The 12,985-nt window shown below is 42.7% G+C and carries 12 protein-coding genes; all 12 read right to left on the bottom strand.

Going from position 1 to position 12,985, the window contains the following annotated elements; translation table 11 throughout:
* Positions 1-121 precede the first annotated feature (121 nt).
* Positions 122-349 carry an HPr family phosphocarrier protein gene (locus LU279_RS09020; protein WP_022068480.1) on the bottom strand — a complete coding sequence of 76 codons (228 nt, stop codon included), beginning with the start codon at positions 347-349 and terminating at the stop codon, positions 122-124.
* Between the two features lie 144 nt (positions 350-493).
* Complete coding sequence (locus LU279_RS09015; RefSeq protein ID WP_274422218.1) at positions 494-1,264, bottom strand: TIGR03915 family putative DNA repair protein; 771 nt, start codon at positions 1,262-1,264, stop codon at positions 494-496.
* Positions 1,254-2,582, bottom strand: coding sequence for a putative DNA modification/repair radical SAM protein (locus LU279_RS09010; RefSeq protein ID WP_274422217.1), 1,329 nt, complete (start codon positions 2,580-2,582; stop codon positions 1,254-1,256). The genes LU279_RS09015 and LU279_RS09010 overlap by 11 nt, the downstream gene beginning before the upstream one ends.
* Before the next feature lie 131 nt (positions 2,583-2,713).
* On the bottom strand, positions 2,714-4,033 hold the full coding sequence (locus LU279_RS09005; protein ID WP_274422216.1) for an aspartate kinase: 1,320 nt from the start codon (positions 4,031-4,033) through the stop codon (positions 2,714-2,716).
* A gap of 149 nt (positions 4,034-4,182) precedes the next feature.
* Positions 4,183-4,464 (bottom strand): DUF2325 domain-containing protein, encoded by a 282-nt coding sequence (locus LU279_RS09000; protein WP_274422215.1) that lies wholly within the window; start codon positions 4,462-4,464, stop codon positions 4,183-4,185.
* A gap of 94 nt (positions 4,465-4,558) precedes the next feature.
* Complete coding sequence (gene tsaA, locus LU279_RS08995; protein WP_274422214.1) at positions 4,559-5,272, bottom strand: tRNA (N6-threonylcarbamoyladenosine(37)-N6)-methyltransferase TrmO; 714 nt, start codon at positions 5,270-5,272, stop codon at positions 4,559-4,561.
* Positions 5,265-6,341 carry a hypothetical protein gene (locus tag LU279_RS08990; protein WP_274422213.1) on the bottom strand — a complete coding sequence of 359 codons (1,077 nt, stop codon included), beginning with the start codon at positions 6,339-6,341 and terminating at the stop codon, positions 5,265-5,267. Before LU279_RS08990 ends, tsaA begins: the two co-directional genes overlap by 8 nt.
* A 12-nt stretch (positions 6,342-6,353) precedes the next feature.
* Entirely contained in the window at positions 6,354-7,835 is a 1,482-nt protein-coding gene (locus tag LU279_RS08985) for an MBOAT family O-acyltransferase (protein ID WP_274422212.1), read from the bottom strand.
* A 144-nt stretch (positions 7,836-7,979) separates the two neighbouring features.
* On the bottom strand, positions 7,980-9,362 hold the full coding sequence (locus tag LU279_RS08980) for an alanine/glycine:cation symporter family protein (RefSeq protein WP_274422211.1): 1,383 nt from the start codon (positions 9,360-9,362) through the stop codon (positions 7,980-7,982).
* Between the two features lie 34 nt (positions 9,363-9,396).
* The gene (locus LU279_RS08975; RefSeq protein ID WP_274422210.1) at positions 9,397-10,251 is read right to left on the bottom strand and encodes a patatin-like phospholipase family protein; all 855 of its coding nucleotides are present in this window, start codon (positions 10,249-10,251) and stop codon (positions 9,397-9,399) included.
* Between the two features lie 8 nt (positions 10,252-10,259).
* A complete protein-coding gene (gene larC / locus LU279_RS08970; protein ID WP_274422209.1) occupies positions 10,260-11,822 on the bottom strand; it encodes a nickel pincer cofactor biosynthesis protein LarC in 1,563 nt (520 codons plus the stop codon).
* Between the two features lie 11 nt (positions 11,823-11,833).
* Positions 11,834-12,583, bottom strand: a complete 750-nt coding sequence (larB, locus tag LU279_RS08965; protein WP_274422208.1) for a nickel pincer cofactor biosynthesis protein LarB — start codon at positions 12,581-12,583, stop codon at positions 11,834-11,836.
* Positions 12,584-12,985: the final 402 nt, after the last annotated feature.

Here is a 12,985-nt window from a genome sequence, read left to right as displayed (position 1 = left end):
CTGCTTCCCCCAAAATCTAAAATCTTCCATTAATAAATTTTTCCATTAAAGCTAAATTCTTCCTATTCTGAAAAGGCGCATACCTGTTCCCAGGTTATGCGCCTCTGACATCTGTAATCGTTTATGCAACTGCAAATTTTGCTATAACTTCATTGAAATGAGTGTTTTCTCCATAACATCTGACAGTAAGCTTTCTGGTCAGATCCATGCTGAGAATTCCCAAAAGGGATTTTGCGTCGATTATAATTCTGTTATATGAAATATCAATGTCAAAATCACATTTGCTTGCCGCATTGACGAATTCCTTTACATCCTCTGTGGCATTTAACATAATCTGATGTTCTTTCATTTTTCTCATCCTCCTAATGTTTTCTGCACCAGGCGATATTTTGTCACCCTGTAAAGAATTTGTCAACAGTATTCAAATTTTCTTCATATTTTTCGACTTATTATACAATTTTTCTATGTATTTCTCTGTTTTTCAGGTACTTTTTCAGCTGAATTCCAGCATATTTGAACGAAATTTTAATGGAACAAATTGCTTCTGAATACCGGGATTCTTCCTTTCGGATATGGTAATATGACTGCAGAATGTTTTCCAGAGATTCTCATACTCATCTGACTGCACCGGATCCATCTCTTCTGTATTTAATACTGCCTGTACATAAACAGTACATTCTCTTCCCTGCTCATGCGCCAGAACCTTCTGCCTTTTTTTGTCGTAGATCATCCAGTTTTCATTTGGAAAACGATCAGAAAAATGGGGTGCCAGAAGTTCCAGGATATTATTTTCCGGTTGGATTTCCGAAAAAAGAACTCCATTGCCAATCTCTCGAAACCGCACAAAACCATAAAACCTGTGGATCTCATGCCATACCTTTACCTGAAGGGAGGAGACAAGACTCACTGCCGGGTCTGCCAGAGCTTCCAGCACCCGTGTATCTGTTTTTCCATTTTCCAACGCTCTGCGAAGGAGATAAAAGATTGCTGTTCCTTTTTCCGGATGAAGAGATACCGCTGCATAACACACAGCCTCATAAACCTTCCCTCCAAGCCGGTTTTTTATAGTTCGGGCAACCTTAAAGGTCTTGACGGAGTCCGAAACGATCTCCACAGTTTCTGCAAAAAGTTCCGGATAATCCGGCTCTCTGACAGCAATTCCCACGGAAAATCCTCTATTTGCCCAACGCCAGCCATCATAAACAGCCGTAAAGATCCCTTCCATAGTATCTTCGCAGATCAGTATTTTCTTTTTATACTCCACAAACGTTCACCCCTTCCATTCCCGGCGCAGCCAGATCTGCATCAAACAGTGACAGCTGCCTGTAGGTAATCCCGGTATCTGCAGGATTATTCCCTGTGCCTGATCCCAGAATATTCCTTACTATATAATCCTCATCCAGCTTTACCGGGTACATCTGCCTTCCGTTGCAGGTAATAAAATACACTGCGCGTTTCATCACCACCCCGATCTTTTTCAGGTCGGAAAAATCCAGCGTATGATATCTCCTGGCGCCCAGAATCCTTCTTGCAGACTTCTCGCCGATTCCCGGAACCCGAAGAAGCGTCCGGTAATCTGCCCGGTTGATCTCCACAGGAAAACATTCCAGATGGCTAATAGCCCAGTCACATTTGGGATCCAGGAACAGATTAAAATTCGGATGCTTTTCCGACAAAAGCTCTTCTGCCCGAAAACCATAAAATCTGAGAAGCCAGTCTGCCTGATACAGCCTGTGCTCTCTTAAAATCGGCGGTCCCTGGGGAAGCAAAGGAAGATCTTTATCTTCATTTACTGCTACAAAAGCAGAATAAAATACCCTTTTCAGAGAAAACTGCCTGTACAGAGCCTCTGCAACTGAAACAATCTGAAAATCACTTTCTCCCACCGCTCCTACGATCATCTGGGTGCTCTGTCCGGCAGGCACAAATTCCGGAGCATGCCGGTAAAGGGCCAGTTCCTGTCTGTTTTCTTCCCTTCTGTTCCTGATCTGCTTCATAGGACGGAGAATCGTAGTCCTGCTTTTATGAGGAGCCAGTTTTTTCAGTCCCTCTGCAGTGGGAAGTTCCAGATTTACGCTCATACGATCCGCAAGATAGCCTGCCTTTTGGATCAGTTCCGGTGAAGCGCCCGGAATTGCTTTCAGGTGAATGTACCCCTGAAAATGATACTGTTTTCTTAAAATTTCCACAGAACGGATCAGCTCCTCCATGGTGGTATCCGGTGATCCCTTTACCCCGGAACTTAAAAACAGACCTTCAATATAATTTCTTCTGTAAAACTCTATTGTAAGCCTGCTGATCTCCTCCGGAGTAAAGCTTGCCCGAATCACGTCATTGGAAGCACGGTTCACACAATATTTGCAGTCAAATACACACTCATTGGTATAAAGAACTTTCAGAAGGCTGATACACCTTCCGTCTCCTGCAAAACTGTGGCAGATTCCTGCCGAAATACTGTTTCCAATCCCTGTTCCGTCCCCTTTTCTGGATGTGCCGCTGGAAGTACAGGCAACATCATACTTCGCTGCATCTGCCAGTATTTCCAGCTTTTCCATTATTGTCATTGACTCCTGAATAACCATATAGGCCTCCCAAACATTTGTTTGTAGTTATTTTATTCCAAACAGACGTTTGTGTCAACCCAATAAAACGGGACGAACTAAAAAAATTCCAGAACAAATCTGGAATTTTTTATTACATGATTATTTTTCATTTAAAGCTGTGTTTCCACAAAAATATCATAGATTGCTTTTACCGCAGTTTCAAAATCACGGTTCTCAACGCCTATGATAATGTTCAGCTCACTGGAACCCTGATCGATCATTTTTACGTTTACATGGGCATGAGCCAGAGCTGCAAATACACGTCCTGCAGTTCCTCTCTGAGATTTCATTCCACGTCCCACAACAGCGATCAAAGCAAGATCTGATTCCATTTCCACAAAGTCAGGCTGTACGGCTCTGTGAATACCTGCGATCACCTGCTGCTCTTTCTCTTCAAACTCATCCTGATGAACATAAACAGTCATAGTATCAATTCCGGATGGAACATGCTCAAAATTAATTCCCTGGTCTTCAAAAACCTGAAGAATCTTTCTTCCAAAGCCTACCTCACTGTTCATCATGGATTTTTCGATGTTGATAGAACAGAAGCCTTTTTTTCCTGCAATTCCTGTGATCACATATCTGGGCTTGCGGCAGGTGCTTTCCACAATAAAGGTTCCCCTGTCCTGAGGACGGTTGGTATTTCTGATATTAATGGGGATTCCTTCTCTTCTGACCGGGAAAATCGCTTCCTCATGGAGCACGGTTGCACCCATATAAGAAAGCTCTCGAAGCTCTCTGTAAGTGATTGTTTCGATCACAGCCGGATCCTCCACAATCCTTGGATCTGTCACAAGAAAACCGGAAACATCTGTCCAGTTCTCATAAATATCTGCATGGACTGCTCTTGCAACAAGAGAGCCCGTCACATCAGAACCTCCTCTGGAAAATGTCTGGACCGTTCCGTCTTCCTTTGCCCCATAAAATCCCGGTATCACCGCGCGTTCGCATTTGGAAAGTCGTTTGCCAAGAAGACGGTCTGTTTTGTCCCCGTCAAAATTTCCGTTCTTATCAAAGCGAATCACCGATGCAGCGTCAATAAATTCGTAGCCAAGATACGCTGCCATAATTTTTCCGTTTAAAAACTCACCTCTGGACGCTGCATAATCTGTGCCTGCCTGAGCATTAAAGTCTGCTTCTATCTGAGCAAATTCTTCCTCCAGAGAAAGTTTCAGCTCGAGCCCTCTGATGATCTCATAATAACGCTCTTTAATTTCCTGAAAAATGCCGTCGAATTCTTTTCCCCGGGCAGCTCTGTCATAGCATGCATACAGAAGATCCGTTACCTTTGTGTCACCGGAAAACCTCTTTCCGGGCGCAGACGGCACCACATAACGTCTGCTTTCTTCACTGCGGATAATATCTCCGACTTTGCGAAACTGCTCTGCATTTGCCAGAGAGCTTCCTCCAAATTTCACCACTTTTTTCATAATACTTCCTCTCACCCTTCTTCATTTAACAGCTGTCCCTTTGCGGAAACAGCATAATAGAAAATCTGACTTTTATTTTATTGAAAAAGGAAGATTTTTGCAAGTATTTCTTTGATTTTAGCGAAATTTATGTTTCATTTTATCGATATTTACGCACAATATTCCTTCATAATATTTTCCAGCGCAGACGCACTGCTGCTGTGGCATCTGCATACGGGAATAGATTTTCTCTTTGCTTCCTCCACCGCACAGTTGATCATTTTGTGAGATACTGTGTTGGTAAAAAGAATCAGAAGATCCGGCGCCCCGATTTTCTTTTTCATAGTGCCTTTTTCTTTTGCGAAAACTTTTGCCTTACATCCATATCCTTTACAGATATTTTCATACTGACATACCATACGCTCATTGCCACCTACGATTACAACACTCATATCCCGCTCTCCTTTGTTGTTCAAGACTAACTTAAAGATAAATTTTTGAGTTAGCATTTGCTAACTCATTACAAATAGCTTACCACAGTATTCTTTATTTGTCAAAAGATTTTTGTTCTTTTTTATAATCTGTAACTTCGCAGACTGTCAGAACCTTTTCTTTTACACGAAATTTTATATTTTTAGTTCCATAAGAGAGTCCGTAGACTCTGTCTGGATCCTCCTGGTATCCCGGTCTGGGATCGTTTTCCAAAACCTCAATAAGAGCCCTTCTCTGCTCCGCAGGAATTTTCTCCTGTAATCCCAGCGGAAACTCCACGGTAAGTCTACTCCTCTCAATCTGATCGGTAAAGCCTCCTGACGCCCCCGGATGACTTTCCACATAAGGAAGGTATGGCTTAATATCAAAGACAGGGGTTCCATTCATAAGGTCTGCGCCTGATACGTAAAGTATGGTTCCCAGGCTCGGATGCCGCTCCACCTTTTCCAGGCGTACACAGGACAGTCCCAGATGATTGGGGCGAAAGGGGGATCTGGTGGCAAAAACACCTTTCCGCACATTTCCTCCCAGTCTGGGTGGACGCACCGTAGGGCTCCACCCTTTTTCCACTGCCTCTGAAAACTGCCAGATCAGCCAGATATAATCATATTCTTCAATTCCCCGGAAAGCTTCCGGCATTCTGTATTCCGGCTCAAAAATAATCTGAGCTTTCTGCTCTTTCAGCCATCCGCTCTGATGAGGAACGCCGAATTTTTCCGGAAAGTCATTGTGGATATGCGCAATGATCTGTAAGCTGTGTTCAGACATTTCCCTCTCCCCCAAACACGTCATCATAGTCGTAATTCATATAATATTCTTTTACAGAGTCAATTTTATCCTTATAATTGTCTGCTGTCAGAAGACCTGTTCCCTCATAGATCCAGTCGATGATCTGATTGCTGACTGCAGAACCATAGTGAAAAATATCCATATACTGATCAAGATCTGTTATAATCTCATACTGATCTGCAAAGGTATAAAGACGTACATTGTCATAGGGGAGCAAAAGCTCTGCCTGAAGCTTTTCTGCTTCACAGTAGCGTTCAAGCATCCCTTTGCGGTATTCCGAATCCCACCAGGCAATGCTGTACGGCGGCGTATAGAAATAAAACATGGTGTCCGGATTTTCTCTCACTGTTTCCAGTACATTCGTTTCCACATTGTGTGTAACTGCCTGTCTGTCCTTTTCCGTGAAAGGCTTCTGGTCTGTCTTTTCTGCCGGTCTTTCATAGCTTTTCATTACCTTCTCTCTGCCTACCGGGTGTTCTTTTTCCCAAAAACTGTACTCATCCATTGTAGTGGTAGGTTTTCCCTGAAGATTATGCTTAACTACATCAAGAGTATCGTTCAGAAAAATATCCTTGTTCAGAAGATAATTCACATCATTAAAAATATTATTGTCATAAAGATATTCCGGATAGTTAGCATAATTATGTACATTCTCATCCTGAAATATTTTATTATAATCCAAACACCGGAAAATAATCTTTGTATCTGGATTTTCCTTTAGTACCTTTCTTACTTCCTGATCGATAGTCCAGTAGGTTTCTCCTGTAAGAGTCACTTTTATGGACTTTGTACCAAAAAGGCTGTCAAACTGCGATGTCTTGAAATTTTGCATCATAGATGTTCCCACAATCGCAGCATCATAATCGTAGGTTTTGATAATTCCATCATTCAGGTACCGTTCCATTCCGTCATTAAGAGGATATTGCACCCCTTCCAGCGCCTTATGATAATGAAAAAACGGATCCAGAACTACAGTGGCACCTCCTACACACAGCAAAACTGCCGCAGTTCCTCCAAGCACAAGTTTTATAAATTTACGGCTGTCCATCTCAGTCTCCTTTTAAAAATTAAAGTAAAGAAATTCCGATATACCGGAAAGAGATAAAATCCCCCACACCAGGAATATAATCGTTGCCAGCGCAATGCTCACCGTAGGACGGAAAGGTTTTTCCTGGTTGTTCCTGAACGCCAGACAGATAAAAAGGCAGCCTCCCAGGAAGAGGAGCGCATCAAATCCTCTGATAGATGAAACAATTTCATTGACTCCCGGAATATGGTTATAAAGCATGGAAATTTCTTTCAGCTGAAACTGATTGAGCATTCCTGCTCTTACATTCAGATTCTGGAAACTGAAAATCGTTTTGATCACAGACCATGCCTGAGAAATTGTTCCCGCCCTGAAGAAAATCCAGGTTATATTAACAAATAAAAATGTCAGCATCCACTGGAGAGCCGTGTGCATTCTTCCCCACTGCTTTTTAAACATTCTGGTAAACGCATTTGCCAGACCATGAAGAAATCCCCAGAAAATAAATGTCCAGTTCGCCCCATGCCACAATCCGCTGACCAGGAATACAATAATAATATTAATGTATGTACGGACTGTACCTTTCCGGCTTCCTCCCAGAGGAAAATATACATAGGTACGAAGAAAACGGGTCAATGTCAGATGCCAGCGGTTCCAAAAATCCACCACAGACACTGCTTTGTACGGCGAATTAAAGTTCATGGGGATCTTAATATTAAACATGGATCCAAGTCCTGTTGCCATATCAGAATATCCACTGAAATCAAAATAAATCTGGAATGTGTAGGACAGCATCATCAGGATTCCTTCCATTGATGTAATACCTGTATCCACATTCCCATAGCCCCAGCTAACCACTTTACTTAGCGTGTCTGCTATAATTACCTTTTTCATAAGACCTGCTGAAAATAAATATAAGCCATAGGACATATTATCTGAATTAATCTTCCAGTTCTTCTTGTCTGCAAACTGCGGAAGAACCTCATTGTGCAGTACAATGGGACCGGCTACCAGCTGAGGAAAAAAGGTAACAAACAGTGCATAATCCACAAAGTTATATTCTTTTGTTTCTCCCTTGTACGAGTCAATCACATAGGACACCTGCTGGAAGGTAAAAAAGCTGATTCCCAAAGGAAGAATAATATGTTTAAGTTCAAAACTGGTGGAAAAGGCTTTGTTCAGATTATCAACAAAGAAATCATAATACTTGAAATAAAAAATCAGTCCCAAATTAAATATAAGACCGACGGCCAGAAGTCCCCTCTTCAAAAATATAAGTTGTCTTTTGTCCAGTTTCCACTTCTTCTGCAGGCACTGGGAGAGAACATAGTTTACACAGATGCTGCTTCCCATGATCCATAGATAACTGGGATTAAAGTATCCGTAAAACCACAATGACATAGACACCAGCTCAATCTTTGCCAGAGTATGTCTGCCACATTTGTGAAGTCCATAATATCCCAGCAAAGTTACCGGTAAAAAAAACAGGATAAAAATATACGAGTTAAATAACATTTTTTTACTCCTTAACGGTATTTTCCATTCTTCATTATACAAAACCAGAAGCTCTTTCGCAATATTATTTTCTTTTTTTATTAATATTTTTGTAAAAAATCCGCATTGTCGCCATTTTTCAGACATACAATACGGATTTTTTGTTTACCGGTCGATCACTTCTACCGGAGTATCGTCTTTTTTATTAAGATCATTTATGTATTTTTTTGTTTCCTTTACAATTACATCTGACAAAAGAATTACTGCAACCAGGTTTGGAATTGCCATAAGCGCATTCAGAATATCTGCAACCGTCCATACCAGATTCAGGGAAACTACCGGAGCCACTGCTGCAACAATAACATAAATCACTCTGTACGGGATCAGTCCCGCCTTCCCTGCAAAATATTCCACACATCGCTCTCCGTAATAAGCCCATCCGAGGACAGTTGAATAAGCAAAGGAAATAATCCCCACAACCAGAATAACAGGACCGAATACCGGAATCTGCTGAAATGCCAAAGTCGTAAGGATTCCTCCGTCCGTAATATTGGACATATCAATGGACGGATTTTTCATAATGCTGGTTACAAGAACCAGACCTGTCATCAGGCAGACCACCACCGTATCCCAGAAAGTTCCGGTGCTGGATACAAGCGCCTGACGTACCGGATTTCTTGTCTGCGCTGCAGCGGCGGCAATAGGAGCGGATCCAAGTCCGGATTCATTTGAAAAAAGTCCTCTGGCGATTCCATACTGCATTGCCATCATGATTCCTCTTCCAACCAGACCGCCTGCTGCGGCTCCCGGAGTAAAGGCAAGCCTGCAGATGGTTTTTACTGCCGGAATAATAAAATCAAAATTCAGTCCCAGAATGATCACACAGCCCAGAATATAAAAAGCTGCCATAAAAGGAACCAGTTTTTCACATACCTTTGCAATAGAACGGATCCCTCCAAAAATAACCAGAGCAGTCAGAGCGGCCACTACAATTCCCACCAACGCCGGAGCAATATTCAGATTTTCCTCACAGACAGTGGCAATGGCATTTACCTGAGTGGCACAGCCGATTCCAAGCGAAGCAAAACCTGCCAGAAACGCAAAAATCATTCCCAGCCACTTCATGTTCAACCCGCGTTCCAGGGCATACATGGCTCCGCCCTGCATTCTGCCATCTTTTGTCTTCACACGATATTTCACTGCGATCAGAGATTCACTGTACTTGGTTGCGATCCCAAAAACACCGGTGATCCAGCACCAGAAAACAGCGCCTGGCCCGCCCAACGCTACCGCGGTTCCCACACCAATGATATTTCCTGTACCGATGGTAGATGCCAGAGCAGTTGTCAAAGCGCCAAACTGGCTGACCTCTCCTTCCGCATCCGGGTCTTTTGTCACAGACAGTCTGATTGCTTTTCCAATCTTCCTCTGTATAAATCCCGTCCGGATCGTCATAAAAATATGCGTTCCAAGAAGCAGAAAGATCATCCACCAGCCCCAAACCATTTTGTCCATCTGATTAATCACATTTACTATCGTATCAAACATAAAAATCTCCTTTTTCTTTTTTAACGCCTTTCTTTTATATTTTCTCTTCCTGAGCCAACCACATTTTCAGTGCATTGATATTCCTTTTTGCATCCTTTTTCCCAAGCTCATATATCTTCTGAATTTTTTCCATGTCACTTTCCATTCTTCCCACAGTCAGTCTGCGACTTGGGCGGATCACAAATGCCTCTCCGTTTTTTTCCATAGTGCGGATATCTGCCAGTGTCTGATTATATACTTCATGTCTGTTTTTCAAAGCCTCTACAAATCTGGGATATCTGTGATAATAAATCTCCGCCAGTTTTACCATTTCCGGTTCTTTTACAAAACCCTCTTCTCTGGTAAGTACCACCACATTCCTTTTATACCCCATTTTCTGGAACTGACTGACCGGAATACTATCCGTACAGCCCCCGTCCAGAAGCTTTTTGCCTTCCCAGTCAACAATCCGGGATACATACGGCATGGACGCTGAAGCCCTCATCACATCCACCTGATTCAGCATATCTGTAATTCTGATATATTCTGGCTTTCCGGTTTCCAGATTAGTACAAACTGCATAAAATGCGGTATCCGATTTAAAAAAAGCTTCATAATCATAAGGATCCAGACGTTCCGGAATTTCATGATAGCAGAACTGTTTTCCCACAACTTCCCCTGTGTGTACCAGGCTCCACAGACTCATAAAGTGTTTGTCATTCCTGTATTTTTTATAATACCGGATGCTTCTGCCTTTCTGGCCTGACACAAAAGAACAGCCGTGGAGCGCCCCTGCCGAAACCCCGATCACTCCGTCAAAATGAATCTGGTTTTCCAAAAATACATCCAGAACTCCCGCTGTGTAAATTCCACGCATTGCTCCGCCTTCCAAAACAAGTCCTGTTTTCATCTGATGCCTCACCTTTCTTTTATCCAGTAATTCCTGATCCGTTCCCATGCCTCTCTGTAACTTATATGATTTTCTGCTGCAAAAACTGCCACACTTTCATATTCCGGATAACATCTTCTGCTTCCGTCCGGAAGGGTACATATCTTTACTGTCGCCATCCCATCTGGCATCAAAAGCTTTTGAATTTCTCTTTTTAAAACAGTTCGTTCCATCTGGCATCTCCGAATGCCAATAGTGGTTGTCTGCCGAAAAAGAATTTCTTCCAGAACAGCAATATCCTCTTCTGTACAAAGCACTGACAGTATCCATGCCGGACGATTTTTTTTCATATAAGCCGGTGTATAATACACATCCCTGGCTCCTGCGCCAAAAAGAAGATTCATTACGTTTCCAAGTTCTTCTCCCGTGCAGTCGTCCACATTAGTTTCCAGTTTCCATATCACATCTTTCTGCACAGAATCCTCTTTTTTCTCTTCCGCAGTGATCAACATTGCCCTTAAAATTCCCGGACACGCATACTTCCGCTTACCTGCCCCAATTCCGGTTCTGTCTACTGTAAATTTTTCAGGAAGACGATCGGATGTCCTTATGGCAGCTGCAATAGCTGCCCCTGTGGGCGTTACCAGTTCTCCCTCAACATCCGTGATCTTTAAAGCAAGCTGATTCTGCTGCACAATATTTACAACTGCCGGCACAGGCACAGGAAGCATCCCATGCTGACAGCGTACAAATCCTGTTCCCTCACAGAGCCTTGGCACGATCACTTCTGTAATGTTCAGATTATCCAGACACACTGCAACTGCTACAACGTCCACAATGGAATCCACTGCACCTACCTCATGAAAATGTACCTGTTCTTCTGATACTCCATGAGCCTTTGCCTCTGCCTTTGCCAGAATCTGAAAAATGTGAAGCGCTGTATTCTTTGCCTGTTCTGTCATCTCTGCATTCAAAAGAATCTCACGGATTTCTTTCATTCCTCTGTGTTCATGAGTATGCACATGAGCATGTCCTGATTCCCCGATATGAAAAGGTCTTTGTTCATAATCTGGTTCTTCTGTATGAGGAAATTCTTTCCCATGATGCGCTCCTTCTGTGTAAGAAAGCTCTTTCCCATGATGCACTCCTTCTGTGTAAGAAAACTCTTTCCCATGATGCACTCCTTCTGTGTAAGAAAACTCTTTCCCATGATGCGCTCCTTCTACATGGGAAGGTTCTTCCCCATTGTCCGATTCTTCTATATAAAAATGTACATGATCATTCTCTGTACAGTCATGTATATGTGTATACTCATCTGTATGGCTATGATGTGCCTGCTCCCTGCTATAGCCGTGAAGATATTCCATATCATGGTCATGATTCTCATGATTTTTATCCAGTATCACAGAAAAATCACAGGCATCCAGTCCGGACTTTTTTACCCGGGTGATCTCTGTACGGAATCCGTCAGCCCGGATACTGGAAAGTGCTTTTTCCAGTACTTTCTGATCTGCCCCCAGATCAAGAAGCGCCGCCACCGTCATATCCCCGCTGATTCCGGAATAACATTCCAGATATAATGTCCTTCCCATAAATCTCTCCTTTATTTTTCTCTGCACCCAAGCCTGTTGATCTGGGTTGCTATATATCCTGCCCCATAGCCATTGTCAATATTAACAACTGCAATCCCATTGGCACAGGAATTGATCATTGTCAGAAGCGCAGAAAGTCCATGCATACTTGCCCCGTATCCCACAGAAGTAGGTACTGCGATCACCGGTTTATCCACCAGTCCTCCCAGCACACTGGCAAGGGCGCCTTCCATGCCTGCCACAGCAATCACACAGTTAGCCTCCTGGATCACATCCAGTCTGGAAAAAAGTCTGTGGATCCCGCTGACCCCTACATCATAGATTCTTTCTACCTTTGCCCCAAAATATTCTGCAGTCTGGGCAGCTTCTTCTGCTACCGGAATATCAGCAGTTCCGGCAGTACACACTGCAATCTTTCCCACACGTTCCTTTTTTTCTTTTTCTATCTTGATAATATGCGAAATCTCATCATATTCCGTCTGAGGAAACATCTCTTTTACCAGTTCATACTGATGTCTGGACGCTCTGGTTCCGAATACCTCGCCGTTTTCTTCATACAGTTTTTTAAATATGTGCGTAAAATGGACGTCTGCTTTTCCGCTGCAAAAAATCACCTCCGGGAATCCGCTTCGAATCTCTCTGTGAGAATCCAGCTTTGCATAATCCATTTCCTCAAAAGGCTGTTTTCGGAAATAATGTTCTGCTTCTTCCAGAGTGATCTCATTTTGTTTAAATTTAGTCAATACCTCTCTTGCTTCCATTTCTTATTTCACCTTAACTCCCGCTTTATCTCTGTTAGTTTTTGTATGTCCCATTTTCCGGAAAATCTGTCTTTAAACAAACAGATTTTCCTGCAAAATAAAAACAGGAAGTCCGCCCGGCGTGTGGCATGCACATACTTCCGGCATTCTCCCTGTTATCTTCGTTTCTCCAATAACTCCGGCTTCACCCCGGGTATAGTATTACAGGAATAACTATAGCATATTTCTTTTCTAAATTAAATAGTATTTTTATATTCATAAGGCCGTTGTCTTTGTAGCCATTCGCAGGCATTCGTCCGTAACTGAGAGCGGCGTAAACAGCAAGTTATTTCTTGACAGTTTACCTGAAATATGCTATCTTTCTCATTAATAAGCAGAAAGGATGTGAATTTTGCGTGGAAG

The organism is Blautia sp. XA-2221 (assembly GCF_028767025.1).
Classification (GTDB): domain Bacteria; phylum Bacillota; class Clostridia; order Lachnospirales; family Lachnospiraceae; genus Blautia_A.
This window is presented reverse-complemented; position numbering and strand designations above follow the sequence as displayed.

Coding starts and splice junctions, on each gene's coding strand:
- LU279_RS09020 (WP_022068480.1), bottom strand. CDS start 349: ATGAAAGAACATCAGATTATGTTAAATGCCACAGAGGATGTAAAGGAA.
- LU279_RS09010 (WP_274422217.1), bottom strand. CDS start 2,582: ATGGTTATTCAGGAGTCAATGACAATAATGGAAAAGCTGGAAATACTG.
- LU279_RS09005 (WP_274422216.1), bottom strand. CDS start 4,033: ATGAAAAAAGTGGTGAAATTTGGAGGAAGCTCTCTGGCAAATGCAGAG.
- LU279_RS09000 (WP_274422215.1), bottom strand. CDS start 4,464: ATGAGTGTTGTAATCGTAGGTGGCAATGAGCGTATGGTATGTCAGTAT.
- tsaA (WP_274422214.1), bottom strand. CDS start 5,272: ATGTCTGAACACAGCTTACAGATCATTGCGCATATCCACAATGACTTT.
- LU279_RS08990 (WP_274422213.1), bottom strand. CDS start 6,341: ATGGACAGCCGTAAATTTATAAAACTTGTGCTTGGAGGAACTGCGGCA.
- LU279_RS08985 (WP_274422212.1), bottom strand. CDS start 7,835: ATGTTATTTAACTCGTATATTTTTATCCTGTTTTTTTTACCGGTAACT.
- LU279_RS08980 (WP_274422211.1), bottom strand. CDS start 9,362: ATGTTTGATACGATAGTAAATGTGATTAATCAGATGGACAAAATGGTT.
- LU279_RS08975 (WP_274422210.1), bottom strand. CDS start 10,251: ATGAAAACAGGACTTGTTTTGGAAGGCGGAGCAATGCGTGGAATTTAC.
- larC (WP_274422209.1), bottom strand. CDS start 11,822: ATGGGAAGGACATTATATCTGGAATGTTATTCCGGAATCAGCGGGGAT.
- larB (WP_274422208.1), bottom strand. CDS start 12,583: ATGGAAGCAAGAGAGGTATTGACTAAATTTAAACAAAATGAGATCACT.